Raw genomic sequence first — 22,183 nt, 5'->3', positions numbered from 1 at the left:
GACTTATACATCTCTTCCCGGTTTCAGTTGTTCCGCATCATCAAAAGTAAGGATGGCATTTACCAGGGTCGCTGCCAGATTGCTTCCCCCTTTGCGTCCTTCTACTATCAGTTTGGGGATGTGGCTGAAAGGTTTCACCATGTGTTTGCTTTCGCAAACGTGCACAAAGCCCACCGGAGCAGCGATGATACCGCATGGATGCGCTTTTTCTTTCCGTATCAGGTCACACAGTTCCATCAATGCTGTAGGGGCATTACCGAATACATATAAAGCTTCCGGATGTTCCTCTGCTGCCATACGTATACCGGCCTGTGTACGGGTGATTCCTTTTTCTTTTGCCAATGCTGCCGCGCGTTCGTCACCCAGATAGCATTTCACCCCGATGCCCATCCGTTCCAAAGCACCTTTACGGATGCCCGCGGCAGCCATCGTCACATCCGTAATAATTGTACGTACTTTTCCTTCATTCAATATTTTATACAGACATTCTACGGCAAGAGGATCTACATGCAATATGTTTTCCATCTCGAAATCGGCTGTGGTATGGATGGCATGCAGTAACGCCCATTTGTGATCCGAAGGAATATTTTTATTTTTCAATTCTTTCTCAATAGTACGGAAACTGTTTATCATAATTTCCTGACCGATTCCTGTCGCATCGGTGGTCTTTTCCCGGTAATAACCACGCGGAGTGATTAATTTCCCTTCCCGATAATAAGACTGGGAGTTGCCAATCAATACCACTGTAAACATATCCACCTGTTCGGGATCGAATTCTTGCAAAGTGGTGATTGTCACAGTTTCTTCCTTACGTCCGGCCTGACGCACAAAGCCTACCGGGGTTTCGGCTTCACGCTCTTTCAGAAAAATTTCTTTTAATCTGTAGAGTTGCCAATACCGCCCTTCGCTTTTGGGATTATAGACTGCCGTTACGAAATCTGCCGTTGCGGCTGCATGGATGCGTTTTTCAATCCGGTCCCATGGCGTCATGAGGTCGGAGAGAGAAATCACACAGAAATCGTGACCGATGGGTGCTCCTAACAGGGAAGCCGCTTTCTGAAAAGCACTGATACCCGGCAATACTTCTATTTCTACCCGGCTGCCACGCTCGCGTTTCATTTCGTAAACCAGCGGAGCCATGCCATAAATTCCGGCATCTCCCGAGCTGATAACGCATACAGTCTTTCCTTGTTCCGCCAGCTCGAAAGCCTGTTCGGCACGTGCTTTTTCACGTTTCATTCCGGTGTCTATACATTCGGTGCCCGGTTCCAGGTAGGGCTTGATAAACTGGAAATAGTATTTATAGCCGATTACTACATCGCTGTTTTTTACTGCTTGTATTACAGCGGGAGTCATATCTTCAGGTGAGCCGGGACCAATGCCGGCTACGATTAATTGGGCCTTTTTCATTTTTTATTATATAATTATTCCTCTCCGGAAATCTAATTTAAAAGTTTCCTTCAGTGCTTTCAGTCAATATAATCCTCTGAATGACAATACGCTGTCCTGACAGTAGTTCCTTCATCTTGCTTTCAGGCTTTACATAGACGGACTGAAAGTGATAGCTGGCATGAGGAGCCAAACTTAACCGTACAAAGTTACTTATTTGAACGGGAGAAACAAGTCTTTTCTTGCTATAATTATAGAAATCTTTTTTTATCAGGCTTAATAATGAATAAGGCATCATTCAGAATGTGCCGTAATCGGGAAGCCGGCAAAGCAGAGGATATTGCCGATGAAAATTTAAACAGGAACTAAAAATAATAGAGATTTGCTGATAGATAAGTTTGAAGAAGAAATGTTGGCGGAATCATTGGGGGGCACTATGGGGATGGTTAAGCCTTTTTATTCCTGCACTTAAGCCTTTTTAAACCTATGATTTCTATCTCCATAGCCTTTGGAGTTAACTCCAAAGCTTATGGAGATAACTCCAAAGGCTATGGATTTAACTCCGCAAGCTTGGGAGATAGAAATCATACGTTCAAAAAGGCTTAGTCACAAAGATGTGAGAGCTTAGGAATTGGTTTGCCGGAGTTTGTCCTGTATGGAAAAAACTGCCTCCGCTGTTTGTATCATATCGGATTCCGTTATTTTAAGGCCTTGCCATCCGAGAAAGCATTACCCACTTTTTCTCCTACTTTCAGATAATCATTATTGAACGGGTCGAAGATGACGGGAATAACTTTGGAGGCATCCACTTTTCCATTCTTATCCAGTGCACGTTCATCTACACTTACATTGACTATTTCGCCGCGCAGGATACAGGTTTCGGGATTGTAATCCTTCAGCTTGCATTCCACAGCTACGGATAATTCATCAATCAGCGGGGCATCCACAAACTCCGACCGGGTGGCATGGAATCCCGCACGGGCGAATTTGTCCGGAACCTTGTTGCCCGAAACAATGCCTACATAATCGCAAGCGATGATTTGCCCGGCTTCTGCCATGCTCACTGTGAATGCTTTGCGTTTCAGAATGTTGGCCGTTGTCTTGTGACCTTCACTGATACAAATACTGATTTCATTCATTTCACTGATACCGCCCCAAGCCGCATTCATGGCATTGGGAATACCGTTTTCATCGTATGCGGCGATGATAAATACCGGTTGCGGATAGGTAAAAGGTTTTGCTCCTAAATTCTTTCTCATACTATTTATTTTTTAGTCCATTGTTTAATCTCTTCTTTGGTAACACCGTTCATCAGCCTGCCTTTCTGCCAGTTCAGGTTGGGATAGGCTTTCTTTAATTCTTGTTCGGCGTTAGAAATGCGGCTTCCACCCGAGGTAGCGAATGGAATGAGGATCTTGCCTGTGAAATCACCTTTTTCTATAAAACTGTTGATGATTCTTGGAGCCAGGTTCCACCAAATGGGGAAACCGATATAGATGGTATCATAGGCTGCCAAGTTTTTGGGCTGGGAACGCAATGCGGGACGTGACAGGGCGTCTGCCATTTCCACACTGCTGCGCGAGGATTTGTCGTGCCAGTCCAGGTCGGCGGAGGTATATTTCTTTGCAGGTTGTATTTCGTAGAGGGCTCCGCCTGTCACCTCCGCTACCTGTTTGGCGGCTTTCTCTGTTGTACCTGTTGCCGAGAAGTAAGCTACTAATGTTCTGTTGCTCTGTTTCTGTGCGTTTACGGTAATACACAGTATCATGATTACCGTCATAAATAATCCGAGTCTTTTCATACGATTGATGTTATTTGGTTCAAATATACGTTTTAATATTTTATGATGTTGCAAATTTAGGTATATTTGCTTGGGTTCTTTGTAGATAAATTACGGGTATCCTAACCTTAATTACAGATTCTGCCATATAATATGGAGGGGTAGTCCGGCAGGAACATTCCGGCTCTTCTTTTTATTCCCGGATGGGATAAGATTCAGTAACTAAGGTAAAATAATCCGTAATTGGGGTTATAACCTTGTCCGGATAACCTCCTATTTTTGTAACCGTATTATTCAAATAACTGAAAAAGCTATATTTTAGCAGGCATTAAACAAGTTAGAATGATGGATAAAATATTAAATTTAGACAGTGTGGACCAATATAATAGTCTATACGGACTTGAAACACTGAATCCGTTGGTCAGTGTCATTGATTTGAACAAGGCTACCCGGCAGATGGACTATGTGCACTGGAACTATGGTGTTTATGCACTTTATCTGAAATTGGAGAAAGCTTGTGATATCAAGTACGGGCGTCGGAGTTATGACTATCAGGAAGGAACCGTAGTATGTTTTGCTCCGGGACAAACAACGGAAACCACATTGACCACCGACCGTGTGCAGTTGAATGTGCTTGGAATTCTTTTTCATCCGGATTTGTTACGGGGGACTACGCTTGGAAAAACAATAAAGAAATATACTTTCTTTTCGTATGAAGTGAGCGAGGCGCTGCACCTTTCGGAAGATGAGCGCAATATTATGACAGATTGCCTGAAGATTATCCGTATGGAACTGGAACGGGGGGTGGACAAGCATAGTAAGACCTTGCTGGTAAACTATATAGAACTGCTTCTTAATTACTGTATGCGTTTTTATGAACGTCAGTTCGCCACCCGCAGTCATTCGAACCGTGATGTGCTGACACGCTTTGAAGGGTTGCTTGACGATTATTTTGAGGGCGAACTTGCCGAGCGTGACGGATTGCCTACCGTGAAATACTTTGCTGACAAACTGTGCCTTTCATCCAACTACTTCGGGGATATGTTCAAGAAGGAAACCGGCAAGACCCCACAGGAATATATTCAGGAAAAAGTGATAGAACTGGCGAAAGAACGGATGTCCGACAGGAGAGAAACCGTCAGCAGGGTAGCTTATTCACTGGGATTTCAATATCCGCAGCATTTCTGCCGGTTGTTCAAGAAGCGTGTGGGCTGTACACCGAATGAATATCGTACACAAAACCTTCCTTTATAGTATCCTGTTTTAACAAGCAATGAAAGAGACTATGTTGGACTTGAGGACTGTATATGAATGTAATCGCTGTCTGGGTTGCAAGACATTGCATCCGCAGGTGAGCATCATCAATCTGGAGAATCCTTCATTGGAAGAGGATGCGGTGAAATTTGAATTCTATGCTGTCTTGCTGATTGAGGATTGTCCGGGCGGTTGTTGCTGCTGCGGACGGAAATATTATGATTACTCCAATGCTACCATGGTGTTTCTCACTCCCGGCGAGATCTTTCGTATGAGTAAGGAGAATACGTTGCCGGATAAAGGATATCTTTTGGCATTTCATCCTGACCTGTTGTTCCGCACCTCACTGAAGAATCATATTAAAAATTATACCTTTTTCCATTATCGCAAGGAAGAAGCGCTGCATCTTTCACGGCGTGAGACAGAGAAAGTGACGTGTTGCCTCTCGAATATAGAGGATGAGTTGCATCATCCCATTGATACTCATAGCAGTATTATTCTTTCCCGGCATATAGAACTTCTGTTGGATTATTGCACCCGGTATTATGAACGTCAGTTTATTACCCGTGAGAATAAGAACAAGGCTCTTTTGGAAAACATGGAACGTTTGTTTGTGGAATATATCGCATCCGGAAGGTTGCAGGGCGGCAAGTTGCCCACATCCGGCTATATGGCGGGGGAGCTTGATTTGTCTGTCGCTTACTTCAATGATCTGCTGAGATTTGAAACCGGCAAGACTTTGGAGGAATATTTTCAACTGAAGCGGCTGGATATAGCCAGGCACATGTTGTTGCAGGACGGTCATACGCCTGCTGCTGTGGCACGGAAGTTAGGCTATCCTAATGTGCAGTGCTTCAGTGTGCTTTTCAAGAAAATAACAGGTGTCGCCCCCAGTGATTACCGGCTCTCGCAGAATTGATAACCGGGTTGCAATACCATGTTTTTGTGATACAGTTCCTTTCTGTAAAAATGGTAATTCTATCTGTAATTTATCTACAAAGAATGAATGGGGTCTGGCTTATCTTTGCATTGTGAAATGAAAGCGGCTTTGTTCGCATCGGAATGAAGTAAGACAACAGATGAAATCATTTAAATAGGTAGAACGATGTATATTGAACAAGTAAATTCTCCGCAAGACATAAAACGGTTTTCTGCGGAACAGTTAAGACAGTTGGCCGGTGAAGTCCGCAATGCATTATTGACCAAGTTAAGTGCTCACGGAGGGCATGTGGGACCTAATCTGGGAATGGTGGAGGCTACAATAGCATTGCACTATGTATTCAATTCACCGACGGATAAGATGGTATATGATGTATCCCATCAAAGTTATACACATAAGATGCTGACCGGGCGTAAGGATGCTTTCCTGAATCCGGAGGATTATGATGTGGTGTCCGGATACACCAATCCCCGGGAAAGCGGGCACGATTTTTTCACTATCGGCCATACTTCCACCTCTGTCAGTCTGGCTTGCGGTCTTGCCAAAGCCAGAGATCTGAAAGGCGGACACGAGAATATCATTGCCGTGATAGGGGATGGATCGCTCAGCGGCGGGGAAGCTTATGAAGGTCTGAGTAATGCGGGAGAAATGGGAACCAACCTTATTATAGTGGTTAATGATAATGAAATGTCCATTGCCGAAAACCACGGTGGGCTCTATCAGAACCTGAAGGAACTGCGCGATACGGAGGGACGGTCGTCCTGTAATTTCTTCCGTTCTCTGGGGTTGGATTATCTTTATGTGGGAGAGGGGAATGATATTCCGTCTTTGATTGCGGCTTTTGCCAAGGTGAAAGATACATCACGTCCCACAGTGGTTCATATTCACACACAGAAAGGAAAGGGATACGCTCCGGCAGAAGCCGACCGGGAGGAATTTCATTGGGAGATGCCTTTCGATCTGGAAACGGGTAAGCCGAAGGTGGATTGCAGCGGTATGGAGGATTACCATAGCCTGACCGGGAAGTTTTTGTTGGAGAAGATGAAGGAGGACCACACGGTTGTTGCCATCAGCTCGGGTACTCCTACTGTGATAGGTTTTACTCCTGAACGCCGGAAACAGGCAGGGCGTCAGTTTGTGGATGTAGGTATTGCCGAGGAACATGCCGTGGCATTGGCATCGGGTATCGCTGCCGGTGGCGGACGTCCGGTGTACGGGGTTTACAGTACTTTTGTCCAGCGTTGCTATGACCAGTTGTCTCAGGATTTGTGTATCAATGGAAATCCGGCGGTGATCACTGTGTTTATGGGGACAGTAGCCGGAATGAACGATGTGACTCATCTGGGTTTCTTCGATATTCCGCTTATCAGCAACATCCCGAATATGGTTTATCTGGCTCCTACGTGTTCCGAAGAGTATTTTGCTATGTTGGAATGGGCTGTCCGCCAGACGGAATATCCCGTTGCTATCCGTGTGCCGGGAGCGGCAGTGGTGCATCGTAAGGAAGAGTTTGACACGGATTATAGCGAGTTAAACCGCTACAAAATGACAGCCAGGGGAGAAACTGTCGCTATTCTTGCATTGGGTGCTTTCTATGATTTGGGACAGGCTTTGAAGAATAAGCTCCGGGAAGAGTCGGGTGTTGAGGCTACTTTGATTAATCCCCGTTACATAACAGGGCTTGACGAACCGATGCTGGAAGAGTTGAAAGTGGGGCATCGTATTGTCGTAACGTTGGAAGACGGGGTGCTGGATGGAGGATTCGGCGAGAAGATAGCGCGTTATTATGGTAATTCTGAAATGCGAGTGCTGAATTACGGACTTCGTAAAGAATTTGCAGACCGCTATAATCTGGATGAGCTGATGAAAGCCAACAGGTTGACTGACAAGCAGATGGCGGAGGATATTGCCGGTATATTAGGATAACCGTTTTACGGAATGGCTGAAGTCCAAGACTTCAGCCATTTTTGTAATAGTGAAATAGATAAGCCGGATTAAAACTGTTTGTTACCATAAGTATGAGAACTGGAATACTTATTCTTTTTCCAGAAGCGAATAAAACACAGGATGATAATCGGGAAGTAGTTCCGGGTGAAAAGCTTTTATCATGTCACTCAGAAGAACATCGGGTGAGAGGGGAAGATTCTCATACAAAGGTATCCATTCCAGATTGCAATAAATAACCTTCTTTTCTTTAAAAGCTCGGAAATCAGCATATTGTGGATTGGAAGCTTTTAATGCTTCATAAGAGAATTCTCCTTTATAACCATTCATCACTCTCCAGTAGCCGGCATTATATCCTTTGGCGTATACGGTTTCAAAATCCATGAGTACACCTCCTGTTTCAGGATTATCCTTCATAAAGTAATCGGCCCCTGCGTCGGCGAACAAGCGGGCATAGAAACTTTGTCCTCCGGGTACATACCAGGTATCTCTTCTCATTTCTCCACTGAATACACTGGGACGCTGTTTTACATTGGAAACTTTGGCTTTCAATAGGTTATAGCGTTGTTCCATTTGTGCAAATAATTGGCATGCCTCTTCCTCTTTACCGATAAACATACCTGCTACCTTGATCCATTCGGACAGCCCCAATGGTGATGTTTCCTTGAATGCCCAATAGGGGACCAGAGGGATGTTCAGCTCTTTCATCACTTCATACCCTCCCCGGCGGTTGGGAGATACGAAAATGATATCGGGTTGGGATGCAATGATAATTTCCGTATCAAAGTTTCCTTCCATTCCTATCTTTTTCACCCGTCCGTCTTTTAATCGGGCAAGCCATTCCTTATTCTGCATCCGGCGGGTGGTACTTGTCGCTACCACTTTGTCATAAGCATTCAGACCGGTAAAACCTGCCAGTTGCGGCGTGGTCATGCAGATTACTCTGTCTGTCGGAGTCGGAATAACGGTATAGCCATCGGGTATCTCGGCTTTTGTTCCTTTAGGAACTAAGGCGAAAAGTTCGGGTATTGCATGGTTATTGTTCGGCTCCGAGATGTACAGAAGCTTTACTCCATCCGGACGAACAGTTATTTTGAAGCCTTTGGCATAACGGGGGGCCAAGGCTGTTTGTATGGTATCTGCGGAAGATAGCCCGTTTTCACTCACTGGGTTGCGGCTTTTATAGCCGCAACCTGCCAGGCAGAAAGTTGTTATGAGCAGATAGACAAGTCTGGTTTTAGAAGCCATGCTAAAAATAGTTTTATTGCTTGAAACGAACCAGCAGACTGACATAGAAAGAGCGTCCCGGTGTCAGAGTTGCATAATTACTGTTATAAGGACGGTCATCTGTGTAATTGAAAATGTTTTCAACTCCGACGGCGGGTTCCAGAGCAACAGATTTTAAATTGAATGAATGGCGTGTGTTGATATCCCAAAGCTGGTGGGCGGGGGCGTCACCGTAAGTTTTAGACCAGCGTGTACCTTGATAGCGTCCGTTGATTGCAATATTGAATGTATAATCATTCCATGTTTTTCGCCAACTGGCATTGAAATTACCCGAGTGACGTACTGTTCTTTCCAAACGGATGTCTTCTGTACGGTTGCGCCCGTCCGTGTAAATATAGTTTGCTCCGAACATGAAGCCTGTGAAGGGACGGACTGAAAAACCTATGTCAAAGCCTTTCACACGTGCCTTTTCTATATTACGGTACTGGCGTCTGCGAGTGATACCGTTTTCAATATCTTCGGGTGTTGTTCCTATATCTTCCGCTTCGATCTTGTCTTTCAGGTCATTCTGATAAATGGAAGCGGCAATGGAGAACAAGCGATGATTGTATTCTATATTCAAATTATAGAAATTGCTCTTTTCCGGGTCCAGGCCAGGGTCTCCGACAGTGATTTGTCCACGGCTTTCAGAAACGGCATACATTTGTTGCAAGGTAGGTGAACGGAATCCGGCAGCGTAAGATGCACGTACATTCAGTCCTGAATATTGGTACATCAAGGATAGTTTGGGCGTGAACTGGCTTTTAAACTTTTCATTATAGGCATATCGTATACCTGCCACTACGCTGATTGCATCCAGTAGTTTTACTTCGTCCTGTACGTATGCTGCCAGTGTATAAACACTTTGGTATTCATTATTCAGCATCTTGCTGGTTTCAGTCGGCTCCAAGCCTTCGAATACATAGTCCAGTCCGGTAAAAAGTGTATTGTTCTCGTGAGTTTTGAATACACCTTTTAGATTGGCATTGGTGTAAGTCTGGTCTTTACTGAGGACTTCATCACCGGTTTTATGCGTTTTTGCATCATTTATATAGTCATAAAAAGAACGGAAATTGGTGGTGCTTATATTCCCTTCTATATATGAAGCCCGCTTAGCCAACAGATATTTGGCTGTTCCACCCACTGTATAGGACTGATGCCGGTTGTTGTAATCGTAAGCTCCGGTACGGTCGTTTTCGCTGATAAAAAGATTACCGTTTAAATGAAGACTTAAACGCTCTGTGGCTGCGTAGCTCAAGGTTTGGCTCACATTATGCGAATGATTTTTATAGACCGGTTTCTTTGTGGTTTCCACCAGTTCTCCCTTGCTTTCCTCATACGGATTCAGTTGCCATCCATCCGAAGTGCGGTAATTATAGTTCAAGTGTGCGGATAATTTTCCATCATTGGCGTCTGCGTTGACTGATTCTGAAATTCGTCCGTGAGAACTTACACGGGTATTGGAAGATACATTCAATGCAGATTTAGGATCATCGGTAATGATATTGATTACTCCTGCGATGGCGTCACTGCCATAAAGGGCGGAAGATGCTCCTTTTAATACTTCAATACGTTTTACGGCATCCATATTGATCCGGTCGTAATCTATAGACCCCGAAATATCTCCGGCTACTTTTTTACCGTTAATTAATACGAGGAGGTATTTATCAGGCAGTCCGTTTACGTATAGGGTTGTTCCCATAGCGGTGGTTTGCACCGAGATAGAGGGAACTAGTTTCACCAAAGCATCCTGGAAACTGGATGGATTGGCATTTTGCAGGTCACGTTGGGAAATGACCTCTACGGGTACAGGGCTGTCTTTCAGCTTGTGGTGAGTTCCGGTTCCGGTTACCACTACCTGATCCATGTTGAAAGTGGTACCTTTCAGCCTTATCACCATTTCTTTTTGACTTTGACTGACTTTCTGAGTAACAGGAGCATAATTCAGGCAACTGGTACGCAGGGTATACGTCCCCTCTTTGATGTCTTTCAACAAAAATTCTCCTTTAGGATTGGTAGCACATCCTATTGTAGTTTGTTCCAAACGTACGTTAGCGCCTTCCACCGGCTTTCCTGTACGGGCATCCACTACTTTTCCACTTAACGATATCTGGGCGGATGCACACACCACCATGCTGCCGAATAAGGCTGTCAGTAAACATTTCTTTTTCATCGAAATAATTTAAGAATTAATAATTAGCTTTCCTGGCCCCGGGAAAGCGTGAATTATCTATGTTCAGACTTGGCAGGTTTCCTGGCTTCACCCTGAAAAGCGCCTTCCCATTTCTTACAAAGGAAACAGTGGCATGGCGAGAGTTGCTTTTCATTGGACGGGCTTCACAGTAGCGGGCACTGCTTCGGATTCTATAACCGAATTCCCTTTTATGCAAATACGGAAAGACTTACATCACCAAATCTGATGCAAAGGTAGGGTTTTATTTTAAAATCTTTTGGGATTCTGAAAATAAAAGAAACATTTTTGTGATGTTTGATACTGATTTATAGGCTTCTTAATATATAAGGAAGGGACAACTAAGGACGAATGGGCATTTTCTTTGGCAGGATGAGAGGCTTGTTTCCGATTTTAAATCCATAACTACTATTAATAGGTATTGACTGCTATTGGAAATAGTTCTATCTTTGTCCCCGTTACGATGAAGAAATATTTGATTCATATTCTAAAGCTCTTCCTTCCGCTGATATTTATTGCCTATTTGGGAGGGATCACCCTTTTTACTCACTCGCATGTGGTAAATGGGGTAATCATCGTACATTCGCATCCGTTTAAAGGGGAGCATCAACATACGGAGGTGGAATTGGAAACAATTTTCTTCCTCTCTTCTTTCGCTGCTTCCGATAGTTTGCTCACACCATTTTCCGCATCAATCTTATTAGTATTGCTATGCTTGCTGGCTACTCCGATTGTAGAACACATTAAACTGGCAAAAGCTTGTTGCGGCATTTATTTGCGTGCGCCTCCTGTTGTTTATTAAATAAAGAATTTTCACGTTAGTAGAATGTTTTCCGTTGCCATTATGTGCATACGGATTCGTTCTTCTGACCGCTATCCTTTTATTCATAAATAAACAGAACAAGAACACATGAAGAAATACATTTTTTTCTTGATGGGAGTAGTATGCTTTTTACTCTCGTCACTGGCTGCGCACGCCAATGAATTGAATAAGTCTGATGCAAATATTATAGGACATGTATTAGATGAGAGTACGAAAGAACACCTCTCTTTTATCAGTGTATCGCTGAAAGGAACTACCATAGGGACTATGACTGACGCCAGTGGACACTATTTTCTTAAAAATCTGCCTGAAGGAGAATTTACCATGGAGGTAAGTGCTGTCGGTTATAAGACAGTCAGCCGGAAAGTAACTTTAAGAAAAGGGAAAACTTTGGAGGAGAACTTCGAGATAGAAGAGGATCTGATAGCGTTGGATGGAGTAGTGGTGTCTGCCAATCGTAGTGAGACCACCCGCCGTATGGCACCTACTTTGGTAAACGTAATGGATGTGAAAGTGTTTGAAAATACAAATTCCTCTACATTGTCGCAAGGGCTGAATTTCCAACCCGGAGTGCGTGTGGAAAATAATTGTCAGAACTGTGGTTTCCAACAAGTACGTATCAATGGGTTGGATGGCCCTTATACGCAGATATTGATCGACTCGCGTCCTATATTCAGTGCTTTGGCCGGTGTATATGGATTGGAACAGATACCTGCCAATATGATTGAGCGTGTAGAAGTGATGCGCGGAGGAGGTTCGGCATTGTTCGGCTCTTCAGCCATTGCGGGAACCATTAATATTATCACTAAGGAGCCTGTACGGAATTCAGGACAATTGACACATACCCTGACAGGTATAGGAGGTACTTCTTCTTGGGACAATAATACGACACTGAACGCTTCATTAGTGACTGATAATCATAAAGCAGGATTGTATATTTTTGGACAGAACAGAGAAAGAAGCGGTTATGACAGTGATGGAGATGGATATACCGAATTGCCAAAACTGAAAAATCAGACAGTAGGTTTTCGTTCTTTTATTAAAACAAGCACGTATTCAAAACTGACTTTTGAATATCATCATCTCAGTGAGTTCCGTCGTGGCGGGAATAAGTTGAACCGTCCTCCCCATGAAGCGGATATAGCCGAACAATTGCAGCATACTATCAATAGCGGGGGAGCGAAATTTGATTATTTCTCTCCTGATGAGAAACAGCGGCTGAGTGTATATGCCTCTGCACAGTATACAGGACGCGACAGTTATTATGGTGGAGGACAAGATGTGAATGCGTATGGCGCGACCACGGATTTTACCTGGGTCACAGGATCGCAGTATATCTATAGTTTTGATAAATGCTTTTTTATGCCTGCCGATTTTACCGGAGGTTTGGAATATAACCAGGATAACTTGACGGATGATATGTGGGGATATAACCGTTATACCAAACAAGAAGTCCGTATAGCCAGTGCATTTTTCCAAAATGAATGGAAGAATAAGCAATGGAGTTTTTTACTTGGAGGACGTTTGGACAAACATAATATGGTGGATCATGTGATCTTTAGTCCGCGTGCTAATCTTCGTTACAATCCGACTGAGAATATGAATCTGCGTGCCAGTTATTCTTTCGGATTCCGTGCGCCTCAGGCTTTTGATGAAGATTTACATATAGAAAATGTAGGTGGGACAGTGTCTATGATTGAACTGGCAAAAGACTTGACAGAAGAAAAATCACAAAGTCTGAGCATATCGGGAGATTTGTATCATCGTTGGGGAGATTTCCAAGGAAACTTGCTTATAGAAGGTTTTTATACTTTGCTTTCCGATGTATTTGCCTTACGCCAGATAGGGGAGCGTGACGGTATTATTATCAATGAACGGTATAACGAGAAGGGAGCCAAAGTGTATGGTTTGACTTTGGAAGGAAAGATTGCTTATCGTTCCTTACTTCAATTGCAGGCCGGCGTTACCATGCAGAAGGCTGAATACAAGCAGGCACGTGCATGGAGTGATGATGAAACGGTGCCGATGGAGAAAAAAATGTTCCGTACTCCGGATACTTATGGATATTTCACTTTGTCATACAATCCTTTCGTACCGATGACTATTGCATTGTCCGGTACTTATACCGGTAGTATGATGGTAGAGCATAAAGCTGGTTTTATTGATAAGGACATTGCAGTGAATACACCTGATTTCTTTGAATTGAATCTGAAAGCCGGTTATGACTTCAATTTGTATAAAGGCATAACCATGCAAGTAAATGCCGGAGTACATAATATTTTTAATGCGTATCAAAGTGATTTTGACCGGGGGGCAAAACGTGATTCCGGTTATATTTATGGGCCGGGTATGCCACGTTCTTACTTTGCCGGAGTGAAATTGAGTTTTTAATTTGTATATATCATTGCCGGGAGAGGACGGATAGCGCTCCTCTCCCGGCAATTTGCGTCATAGAATAAATAACCTATTATAGGACTTTCGAACAGGTTATTTTAGATAATAATTCTTTTGATACACTTTATTTAGAATAATTATCTAAATTGGAATGCTTTATTGGATGTAAAATCTGCTATTCCTATCTTTGTGGAGAAATAAATCTGAAATGTGATTAATATAAAGATAAATCTCCTATATAACTATCCGCTATATGGATTTATCGGAATTAATAAGTAAAAAGGTCAAAAAAGATGGGTATTGCTGAGTTGATAAATAAGGAAAAGAAAACAGCATTTTCTTTCGAGGTTCTTCCACCGTTGAAAGGTACTGGAATTGAAAAACTATATGCTACAATAGATACATTACGGGAATTTGATCCTCTTTATGTCAACATTACCACTCATCGCAGCGAATATGTGTATCGCGAGTTGGGGGGTGGTTTATATGAACGTAATCGTTATCGGCGGCGTCCGGGTACGGTGGCGGTGGCTGCGGCTATACATAATAAATATGATATCACTGTTGTGCCGCATATTTTGTGCAGTGGGTTTTCACGTGAAGACACGGAATATATATTGCTTGATTTGCAATTTTTAGGTATTACTAATCTGTTGGTACTCCGGGGAGACAAGGCAAAAGATGAATCTTCTTTTGTTCCCGAGAAAAACGGTTATGCCCATGCTTTGGAGTTGGAAGAGCAGATTAATGCTTTTAATGAAGGAAAATTTATTGATGGAACACCTATTCAGGCTCCTTTAACTCCTTTTCGTTATGGTGTGGCAGGTTATCCGGAGAAGCATGAGGAATCTCCTAATATAGAACAAGATTTATATTGGTTAAAAAAGAAAGTGGAAGCCGGAGCCGATTATGTAGTGACACAAATGTTTTATGATAACCAAAAATACGTTGCCTTCGTGGAGCGTGCAAGAAAAGAGGGGATTAATGTTCCTATCGTACCGGGTATCAAACCTTTTTCCAAACTATCACAGCTTAGCGTTATTCCCAAAACGTTCAATGTGGATTTACCACAGGAACTGGTCGTGGAAGCAATAAAATGCAAGGATGATAAAGAAGCGCGTGCATTAGGCATAGAGTGGTGTGTCAATCAATGCCGGGAACTGATAGCATATGGAGTTCCGGGAATACATTTTTATACAGTGGGTGCGGTGGAGAATGTGAAAGAGGTGGCGGCAGCTGTTTATTGATAGTCTTTAATGGAAATGTTTCTGTCAGGCCATTTATTGCTCCGTATCTTAATGGGTTTAAGATGCGGAGCAAAATATATTTTGTAAATGGGTTATAAGTCATCTTCCAAAGCTGTACTTTTGGCATAAGCCGTACTCTTTGCTTCAAAAAAATCAGTCTTTACCATATTGGCATTAGAATATTGAGATACCCAGTGCATGCTTTCCGGCTCTTTATGGTTTTCTTCGTACAGAGGGCCAAAACCTAAACTACTCCAACGGAGATTGCCTAAATATTGAATATAATCTTCTATCATTTTCCGGTTGAGTCCCTGTATATTGTCTCCTATCACATATTGTCCCCATTCTATTTCCTGCTTGACCCCCTCACGCATCATGTATTCATATATTTTTACTTTATCGGGAGTGAATAAATCCGGTTCTTCTTTCTTTAATTCCAGAATAATGTTGCGGAATAACCACAGATGCGTGTTTTCATCTCGATTGATATATCGGATTTCTTGTGCGGAACCTGACATTTTTCCATTACGGCTCAAGTTATAGAAAAACATGAATCCGCTATAGAAATAGATTCCTTCCAATATATAATTGGCGATAAGGGTTTTCATCAATGTGAATCCATCCTGACTTTCCTGGAATTCGTTATAGCAATTGCCTATAAAAGTATTTCTTTTCAGCAGGTGTTCGTCTGTCTTCCATTGGTAAAGGATCTCGTTACGCTTTTCGGGGCTACAGATAGAATCCAGCATGTAACTGTAGCTTTGGCTGTGTACACATTCCTGAAAGGCTTGGATATGGAGGCATAGATTAACTTCATTGGCTGTGATGTATTCGCTGATGGTGGGCAGATTATTGCTTTGTAAAGAATCAAGGAACACTAAAAAACTCAGGATTTTATCATAGGCGGTGCGTTCTGCTTGGTCCAGGTGAGGATAATCCTTGGTATCTTGGGTGAGATTGATTTCTTCGGGAATCCAAAAATTATTCATAGCCTGACGATACCAGTCACTAACCCATTTATAGCGCATATTATTGAAATCATTCAAATTGGTGGTGTTTCCTCCAATCATTCTTCTGTGCCGGAGGTCGGTATCTCCCTCAGGATTGAAAAGGGCATTCTTTTTTAATTTTATTGTATTCATGATTTATTGTTGTTTTATATTCTGTCTTCTTGTTTTACTGCTAACTCAAGGCTGTATATTAAAAATAAATTTGTTATTCATTCCTTGTAGGGGCGCAATATTTGCGCCCCTACAAGGAATGTTTTAGCATGACAATTCAGTACTGGAGTGTTTACGAAAAGATCAGGAGGCACAGCTTTCACATTCTTCTACTTCCAACGATTTGCTACGGACATAATATACTGTTTTTACGCCACATTCCCATGCCAGCAAATACAGGTTTAATACTTGTCTCAGGGTAAATTCATTGGTAATGTATAGATTCAGACTTTGCGCCTGGTCTATATGTAACTGCCGGATCCCTGCGGCACGGATACTCCATGTCTGATCTATCAGATAAGCACTTTTATATATCCAATATGTCTTATCGGACAATGCCGGTGCAACACGTGGCAGCATGGCTCCTTTCTTTTCTTCCAAGAAGAAACGTTTCATTACCGGATCTGTTCCGGCAGTGGTTCCGGCAATGATACTGGTGCTGCTGGTGGGGGCAATGGCAAGAAGATAGGCATTTCTCATTCCTTGTGTGGAAACTTTTACAGCCAATGCTTTCCATTCTGGCGAATTGTAGCCCCGTTTTATAAAATAAGCTCCGGTCTGCCAGTCGCTACCTTCAAAATAATGATAGGATCCTTTTTCTTTTGCCAGTTCGCTACTTGCTGCTATAGCAGCATAGTTGATACGTTCGAAAACTTTATCCATAAAATTGAGATGTTCCTCGCTTTCCCAACGAATACCGCGAACAGCAAGAGCATGATGATAACCGCTGACTCCCAAGCCGATACTGCGGTAGCGATGATTGGTAATCTGAGCGAAAGGAATCGGATAAAAGTTCAGTTCAATCACATTATCCAATGCCCGTACTACAGTTGCCACCTTTTCTTTCATTTGTTTTTCATCTTCCAAGGGCAAATGTCCTAATGAAAGGCTGGCAAGATTACATACCACAAAGTTTCCGGGCCGGATAGTTTTGACTACCACTGTATCACCATCTTCCGTACATATCTCTGTAGAGACTGTTTCAATGGAGGACATGTTTTGTGCTATTTCCGTGCAAAGATTGGAGCAATAAATGATCCCCCGGTGTGCATTGGGATTGGCACGGTTCACGGTGTCACGATTGAATGTAAAGGGAGTACCTGTTTCTACAGCCGAACGTAGTACCAGTCTGACGATATCTTTGATGCTCATACAGCGCTTGGAGAGTCGGGAGTCATTTACGCAATCCATGTATTTCTGTTCCCATTCCTTTCCGTAGTAGTCTTCCAGACAGTATCCTTTGACGGTTATTATTTCATTGGGACAGAATAAATACCATTGCTGGTTTAAATCCTGTTTCGCCATACGCCAGAATAAGTCCGGATAGCATACGGCAGGGAAGATGTCGTGCGCTTTCATCCGGTCATCTCCATTATTGGTCCGGAGTTGCAGAAACTCAGGCAAATCTTTGTGCCATACATCCAGATAGACGGCTACGGCTCCCTGACGCATACCTAACTGGTCAACGGCTACAGCAGTGTCATTCACCAGTTTCATCCATCGGATTACACCTCCGGCCACACCTTTGAATCCGCGTATGTTTCCACCTGCGGCACGAACTTTGCCAAAATACATTCCCATTCCTCCTCCAAATTTGCTTACCATCGCAAAATTGTCTAAACTGCGGTAAATGCCTTCCAGACTATCGGGCACTGTATCAATGAAGCAACTGGATAACTGGTGATAAGGTTTTCGGGCATTTGCCAGGGTAGGAGTGGCCATTGTGACTTCCAAACGACTTAATATATCATAGAACTTTTTTACCCATTGCAGTCTGTCCTGTTTTTCGGGCATAGCGAGATGAAGGGCAATCCCTAAATACATTTCCTGCACAGATTCTATAGGCTCGTGTGAACGGGTACGGATCAGATAACGCTTGGCAAGCAGATCCAGTCCTGAATAATTGAAAAGCTTGTCACGTTCAGGACACATGAAGCCAGCTGCCGTTTCTATCTCTTGTGGAGTATAGGAGGCTAAGATATAATTACCATACAAACCCTCATCGGTGAGGTAACGTAATTTATCATAAAATGAAAAGATGCCGGCAGCTTCCGCCTGTTCGGCCAGTTTTTTTGTTAATCGGAAATTCAGCAGACGCGCCGCAATGAATTCCCAATCGGGAGTTTCTTGTGTCGTCAGTTCTACAGCCGCTTTGACAAGTGCCGCCAACCGTTCCCCGGGTGTCATATCCGGTTTACAGAAACTTGTGAATTTCTCTGCGAGAAGGGTTAGACTATATTCCTTCCCGGAGAAGTCTTTTTGTATCTCTTTTAGTATATTTGATATAGTATCATCACCGGTTCCAGTAATGATTTGGCTAAGAGCTTTTCTTCTTTCTGTGCGTTGCCAACGGTAAAGTATATAGTTTTTGGCTTCTGCATAAAAGCCATGTTCCATCAAACTACGTTCCACTTCGTCCTGAATGCGTTCTACACTACGATTTGCTTCGTTTTGATGCAGAAATAGTTCCACTTCGTCTACTATGGTGTAGACAGCTTCATCTGTTATTTCTTTTTGGGTACTGGCAAAGCTTTTCCGTATGGCAACGGCTATTTTTTCTCTGTCGTAGGATTCTGTTGCCCCATTCCTTTTAATTATTTGCATGAGATGCTGTTGGTATGAATTATTGTATCTTTTCGTACCGCTTCCCTAACCCCACGAGTAGAAACGGTCTTTGATGAATGGCAGGTCTTCTGACTGGCTCCTCATTTCCGATGCCTTCCCGCGTTCTCGTTATGTGGAGTCAGGCAGTGGCAATAGGTACATATCGGAAATTTTATCGGAGTTTCACAGCAGCGGGACTGTCCGGGATTTACACCCGATTCCCTTTTAATCCGGATAGAGGACATCTATTCGGAACCGATTCGGGAACAAAGATAATGGAAATTGGAATTATTACAGCATTGAGTTAGTTTAAAAATCAGAAATGATTTATAAAAGTTGGATGGTATTAAACATTTTGGACAAGTTCTACTACCATGCTTCCAAGCAGCACAGCTACTATTGTTATGAGTAACCAATTGATATACTTGCTTTTCGATCTCGTTTTTTCTTTTTCTGAATGACACTGATTTTTACCATATAACCGAATGATTCCCCAATGCGATTGGCACTGCGTATCACTCGTGAAGTATGTACACCACATCCCATCATGTGAGCGGAATATTCAGAAATAAATCCACTGACATCTATCAAAGTTTCGGCTGTCTTATCCATTTAAATGAAGTTATGTTTTTCTTTTTTTAGAATCCATAGACACGACATGGCTTTCCAGTGGAAGGCATTTCCTTGTCAATTTCAATCTTTAATTTTTTTATATTCAATATTTCTTCTCCTTCAAGCATCAGGCACATAATAAGAAAACAACCGTTTTTCTCACATTCCATATCGAATAACCGGTGTTGTGAAAACATGCCTAACCCATGTGAGTCAATAAGAATAAACTTTGGATGGTTATAAAGTAATGCAGCCAGAGAGTCCCAATTAAGCTTCATGTCAAACATAAAGAAGTCTTTGGTTGCATAGTCGTTGGTTGCCATATTGCCGGTATATAAAACCAATGCTTTACCTTCTATGTCCAAGTTATTAAAGTATTCGTCGGCTGGTAGTCCGTTCCGACAATCTACCACGACGGCATCTGTTACATATTCTTTATAGCGGGGAGCTTCCATATAGCAATCCATGTGGGTGCCGATGTGTCCGAGGCGTTCCGTTTCTTTGGCATCAAGTTCGAACTGTGCCAAATCTTCATCACTTAACTGTAAATGTAGTTCTTTGGTAATCGTTTCTTGTTGGTACATATTTAAAGAATTTTAAAGTTTAACCTAATGAGAGTATCAATAATTGAGCCGTAAGTACGCGTAGGAACATAGCAAGCGGATATACGGTGGCATATCCCACGGCCGGAGCGTCACATGAAGTCAGATCATTGGAATAGGCGAGGGCAGGCGGATTAGTATTTGCTCCTGATAATACACCAATAAGGGTATAATAGTTTAATTTACAGGCATAACGCCCAATGAGCCCCGTTATGATTAATGGTACGGTCGTAATAATAGCTCCATACATAATCCAAATATATCCACCTTCATTTACAATTGTCTCTATAAAATCTTTCCCGGCTCCCAACCCTACACAAGCTAGGAATAAGGAAATCCCGATTTCTCTTATCATCAAGTTAGCACTCATCGTGGTGTATGTAATCATTTTATATTGAGGACCGAAACGACTGATAAGAATGGATACAATAAGCGGTCCACCTGCTAGACCAAGTTTTACTGGTTGTGGAATACCTGGAAACATAAATGGAATACTTCCCAAGATACATCCTAATGCGATGCCGAAAAAAATGGGGATAAGATTGGGATGATTCAGTCTCTTCATGGAGTTTCCCAAAACCTTTTCGGCATGAGTGACAGCAAGTTCACTACCAACTATAGTTACACGGTCGCCCATTTGCAACTGTAAATGTGGGGAGGCTACCAAGTCTACTCCTGAACGGTTGATACGGGTGATGCTCGCACCGAAGTTATTTCGTATCTTAAGTTGTGAGAGCATTTTTCCATTTAACTCAGGCTTTGTTATCAAAATGCGGCGTGAGATAAGTTTCTTGTTTAACTGTTCCCATTCCATTTCTACCTGTTTGCCAAAAAATACTGTAATCGCTTCAATGTCAATAGGGTTCGAGATAACCAGAATCTTGTCATCAATATGTAATATCGTTTCTGAATTTACTAGTTCCACTTCCTGTTGTCCGTCATGATGGCGTATGCGCGAAATGACGAAGTTGCGGTTTACCAAAGGACGTATTTCCTTAATGGTCTTCCCATGTATTGCTTCATTTTTTATCTCTAATGTAACGGGGCGTACGGTCAGTTCCTGTAAATGTCCCAATCCTTTTTCGGCATCGGCTTCTTCTTGTGATGTTTTGATATTAAGAATGTATTTCAGTGCAAGCAATGAGAGAATGGCACCAACCACCCCCAAGGGATAGGCAACAGCATATCCCATCGCAATCTCCGGTGCATCTATGCCATTTAAATCACTATTTGCCTGTTGGGCGGCACCAAGGCCGGGAGTATTGGTAACAGCACCAGAGAGAATGCCGACCATGGTGGTTATGGGAGTTCCGGTAGTAAAATGTAAAATGATAGTAATGACTACACTGATAAAAATAGCCCCCATAGCCAACATGTTCAGCGTAAATCCTCCTTTCTTAAAGGCTGAGAAGAAACCGGGACCCACCTGCAAACCAATGGAATAGACGAACAAAATAAGACCGAATTCTTTTAGAAAATGTAGCAGGTGTTCATCCAGATTCAGATTGAAATGGCCGAATACGATACCGACAAAAAGAATCCATGTGACACCAAGTGAGATGCCGGATATTTTTATTTTACCCAGCATAATTCCAAAGGCGATAACTAGTGACAGAATGAGTACGGAGTGTGCTACACCTCCGCCCCAAAGATTGGGATATCCTTCAAAGAGGTTTTTAAGAAGTTCCATAGTATTAAGAAATATATTTATTTTTAACTAAGTCATCATTTTATATTTAAAATTTCCCATCATGTGGGTTGGTAAAAGTATCCCCGGAAAAATCACTTCTGCGGGGATACACACACATTGAACAATTACAACGGCATATTGCCGTGCTTTTTAGGCGGATTGCTTTGGTTTTTGTTGTGACACATTTCCAAAGCCTGAATGAGTTTATAGCGGGTGTCACGGGGCAT

General features: G+C 42.7%; 18 protein-coding genes and 2 riboswitches. Of the genes, 6 read left to right on the top strand and 12 right to left on the bottom strand.

The window, feature by feature from the left end; genetic code table 11:
* Nucleotides 1-3: 3 nt before the first annotated feature.
* The 4 genes from cobJ to AB5935_RS16105 all read right to left on the bottom strand — a co-directional run bounded on the left by cobJ (nucleotide 4) and on the right by AB5935_RS16105 (nucleotide 3,190).
* Nucleotides 4-1,410: a precorrin-3B C(17)-methyltransferase gene (gene cobJ, locus AB5935_RS16120; protein ID WP_007849691.1), complete on the bottom strand. Its 1,407-nt coding sequence runs from the start codon at nucleotides 1,408-1,410 to the stop codon at nucleotides 4-6.
* A 37-nt stretch (nucleotides 1,411-1,447) separates the two neighbouring features.
* Nucleotides 1,448-1,687, bottom strand: a complete 240-nt coding sequence (locus AB5935_RS16115; protein WP_008673261.1) for a hypothetical protein — start codon at nucleotides 1,685-1,687, stop codon at nucleotides 1,448-1,450.
* Nucleotides 1,688-2,087: 400 nt separating this feature from the next.
* Nucleotides 2,088-2,648 carry a flavin reductase family protein gene (locus AB5935_RS16110; protein WP_007835729.1) on the bottom strand — a complete coding sequence of 187 codons (561 nt, stop codon included), beginning with the start codon at nucleotides 2,646-2,648 and terminating at the stop codon, nucleotides 2,088-2,090.
* A gap of 5 nt (nucleotides 2,649-2,653) precedes the next feature.
* Nucleotides 2,654-3,190, bottom strand: a complete 537-nt coding sequence (locus AB5935_RS16105; RefSeq protein ID WP_038609582.1) for a flavodoxin — start codon at nucleotides 3,188-3,190, stop codon at nucleotides 2,654-2,656.
* Nucleotides 3,191-3,514: 324 nt separating this feature from the next.
* Here AB5935_RS16105 and AB5935_RS16100 point away from each other — a divergent pair, with 324 nt between their 5' ends.
* From AB5935_RS16100 to AB5935_RS16090, 3 genes are all read left to right on the top strand, one after another.
* Nucleotides 3,515-4,423, top strand: a complete 909-nt coding sequence (locus AB5935_RS16100) for a helix-turn-helix domain-containing protein (RefSeq protein WP_007844226.1) — start codon at nucleotides 3,515-3,517, stop codon at nucleotides 4,421-4,423.
* A gap of 31 nt (nucleotides 4,424-4,454) precedes the next feature.
* The gene (locus AB5935_RS16095) at nucleotides 4,455-5,342 is read left to right on the top strand and encodes a helix-turn-helix domain-containing protein (protein WP_117475539.1); all 888 of its coding nucleotides are present in this window, start codon (nucleotides 4,455-4,457) and stop codon (nucleotides 5,340-5,342) included.
* A 186-nt stretch (nucleotides 5,343-5,528) separates the two neighbouring features.
* A complete protein-coding gene (locus AB5935_RS16090) occupies nucleotides 5,529-7,289 on the top strand; it encodes a 1-deoxy-D-xylulose-5-phosphate synthase (RefSeq protein ID WP_007849683.1) in 1,761 nt (586 codons plus the stop codon).
* A 108-nt stretch (nucleotides 7,290-7,397) separates the two neighbouring features.
* Here the strand turns inward: AB5935_RS16090 and AB5935_RS16085 are convergent, their stop codons facing one another.
* Nucleotides 7,398-8,555: an ABC transporter substrate-binding protein gene (locus AB5935_RS16085; protein ID WP_038609588.1), complete on the bottom strand. Its 1,158-nt coding sequence runs from the start codon at nucleotides 8,553-8,555 to the stop codon at nucleotides 7,398-7,400.
* Between the two features lie 13 nt (nucleotides 8,556-8,568).
* On the bottom strand, nucleotides 8,569-10,746 hold the full coding sequence (locus tag AB5935_RS16080; RefSeq protein WP_007835715.1) for a TonB-dependent receptor: 2,178 nt from the start codon (nucleotides 10,744-10,746) through the stop codon (nucleotides 8,569-8,571).
* A gap of 53 nt (nucleotides 10,747-10,799) precedes the next feature.
* Nucleotides 10,800-11,003, bottom strand: a riboswitch (cobalamin riboswitch).
* Nucleotides 11,004-11,185: 182 nt separating this feature from the next.
* Here AB5935_RS16080 and AB5935_RS16075 point away from each other — a divergent pair.
* The 3 genes from AB5935_RS16075 (at nucleotide 11,186) to metF (ending at nucleotide 15,228) form a co-directional block, all read left to right on the top strand.
* The gene (locus tag AB5935_RS16075) at nucleotides 11,186-11,566 is read left to right on the top strand and encodes a hypothetical protein (RefSeq protein WP_032936259.1); all 381 of its coding nucleotides are present in this window, start codon (nucleotides 11,186-11,188) and stop codon (nucleotides 11,564-11,566) included.
* A 108-nt stretch (nucleotides 11,567-11,674) separates the two neighbouring features.
* Nucleotides 11,675-13,978 (top strand): TonB-dependent receptor, encoded by a 2,304-nt coding sequence (locus AB5935_RS16070; RefSeq protein ID WP_038609591.1) that lies wholly within the window; start codon nucleotides 11,675-11,677, stop codon nucleotides 13,976-13,978.
* 296 nt (nucleotides 13,979-14,274) lie between these two features.
* Entirely contained in the window at nucleotides 14,275-15,228 is a 954-nt protein-coding gene (metF, locus tag AB5935_RS16065; protein ID WP_007835708.1) for a methylenetetrahydrofolate reductase [NAD(P)H], read from the top strand.
* A 92-nt stretch (nucleotides 15,229-15,320) separates the two neighbouring features.
* On the opposite strand, the gene AB5935_RS16060 is transcribed toward metF, so the two are convergent.
* From AB5935_RS16060 to AB5935_RS16035, 6 genes are all read right to left on the bottom strand, one after another.
* On the bottom strand, nucleotides 15,321-16,370 hold the full coding sequence (locus AB5935_RS16060; RefSeq protein ID WP_007835707.1) for a ribonucleotide-diphosphate reductase subunit beta: 1,050 nt from the start codon (nucleotides 16,368-16,370) through the stop codon (nucleotides 15,321-15,323).
* 162 nt (nucleotides 16,371-16,532) lie between these two features.
* The gene (locus AB5935_RS16055) at nucleotides 16,533-19,052 is read right to left on the bottom strand and encodes a ribonucleoside-diphosphate reductase subunit alpha (protein WP_038609594.1); all 2,520 of its coding nucleotides are present in this window, start codon (nucleotides 19,050-19,052) and stop codon (nucleotides 16,533-16,535) included.
* Nucleotides 19,053-19,113: 61 nt separating this feature from the next.
* Nucleotides 19,114-19,327, bottom strand: a riboswitch (cobalamin riboswitch).
* A 127-nt stretch (nucleotides 19,328-19,454) separates the two neighbouring features.
* Nucleotides 19,455-19,664 (bottom strand): hypothetical protein, encoded by a 210-nt coding sequence (locus AB5935_RS16050; protein WP_007844247.1) that lies wholly within the window; start codon nucleotides 19,662-19,664, stop codon nucleotides 19,455-19,457.
* Nucleotides 19,665-19,690: 26 nt separating this feature from the next.
* Nucleotides 19,691-20,248 (bottom strand): hypothetical protein, encoded by a 558-nt coding sequence (locus AB5935_RS16045; protein WP_005846505.1) that lies wholly within the window; start codon nucleotides 20,246-20,248, stop codon nucleotides 19,691-19,693.
* 19 nt (nucleotides 20,249-20,267) lie between these two features.
* Nucleotides 20,268-21,956 (bottom strand): putative transporter, encoded by a 1,689-nt coding sequence (locus AB5935_RS16040; protein ID WP_007835703.1) that lies wholly within the window; start codon nucleotides 21,954-21,956, stop codon nucleotides 20,268-20,270.
* 125 nt (nucleotides 21,957-22,081) lie between these two features.
* Nucleotides 22,082-22,183, bottom strand: a 102-nt coding sequence (locus AB5935_RS16035) for an acyl-CoA carboxylase (protein ID WP_080597605.1), incomplete at its 5' end; no start/stop codon positions are given.

The sequence above is a fragment of the Phocaeicola sp. RTP21198st1_B8_RTP21198_201120 genome (genome assembly GCF_040929485.1).
Lineage (GTDB): Bacteria > Bacteroidota > Bacteroidia > Bacteroidales > Bacteroidaceae > Phocaeicola > Phocaeicola dorei.
This window is presented reverse-complemented; position numbering and strand designations above follow the sequence as displayed.

Bases quoted from the DNA above. Each gene is read 5' to 3' on its own strand.
- AB5935_RS16080 (WP_007835715.1), bottom strand. From the start codon at position 10,746: ATGAAAAAGAAATGTTTACTGACAGCCTTATTCGGCAGCATGGTGGTG.
- AB5935_RS16095 (WP_117475539.1), top strand. From the start codon at position 4,455: ATGTTGGACTTGAGGACTGTATATGAATGTAATCGCTGTCTGGGTTGC.
- AB5935_RS16085 (WP_038609588.1), bottom strand. From the start codon at position 8,555: ATGGCTTCTAAAACCAGACTTGTCTATCTGCTCATAACAACTTTCTGC.
- AB5935_RS16090 (WP_007849683.1), top strand. From the start codon at position 5,529: ATGTATATTGAACAAGTAAATTCTCCGCAAGACATAAAACGGTTTTCT.
- cobJ (WP_007849691.1), bottom strand. From the start codon at position 1,410: ATGAAAAAGGCCCAATTAATCGTAGCCGGCATTGGTCCCGGCTCACCT.
- AB5935_RS16115 (WP_008673261.1), bottom strand. From the start codon at position 1,687: ATGATGCCTTATTCATTATTAAGCCTGATAAAAAAAGATTTCTATAAT.
- AB5935_RS16050 (WP_007844247.1), bottom strand. From the start codon at position 19,664: ATGGATAAGACAGCCGAAACTTTGATAGATGTCAGTGGATTTATTTCT.
- AB5935_RS16040 (WP_007835703.1), bottom strand. From the start codon at position 21,956: ATGGAACTTCTTAAAAACCTCTTTGAAGGATATCCCAATCTTTGGGGC.
- AB5935_RS16045 (WP_005846505.1), bottom strand. From the start codon at position 20,248: ATGTACCAACAAGAAACGATTACCAAAGAACTACATTTACAGTTAAGT.
- metF (WP_007835708.1), top strand. From the start codon at position 14,275: ATGGGTATTGCTGAGTTGATAAATAAGGAAAAGAAAACAGCATTTTCT.
- AB5935_RS16060 (WP_007835707.1), bottom strand. From the start codon at position 16,370: ATGAATACAATAAAATTAAAAAAGAATGCCCTTTTCAATCCTGAGGGA.
- AB5935_RS16070 (WP_038609591.1), top strand. From the start codon at position 11,675: ATGAAGAAATACATTTTTTTCTTGATGGGAGTAGTATGCTTTTTACTC.
- AB5935_RS16100 (WP_007844226.1), top strand. From the start codon at position 3,515: ATGGATAAAATATTAAATTTAGACAGTGTGGACCAATATAATAGTCTA.
- AB5935_RS16105 (WP_038609582.1), bottom strand. From the start codon at position 3,190: ATGAAAAGACTCGGATTATTTATGACGGTAATCATGATACTGTGTATT.
- AB5935_RS16055 (WP_038609594.1), bottom strand. From the start codon at position 19,052: ATGCAAATAATTAAAAGGAATGGGGCAACAGAATCCTACGACAGAGAA.
- AB5935_RS16110 (WP_007835729.1), bottom strand. From the start codon at position 2,648: ATGAGAAAGAATTTAGGAGCAAAACCTTTTACCTATCCGCAACCGGTA.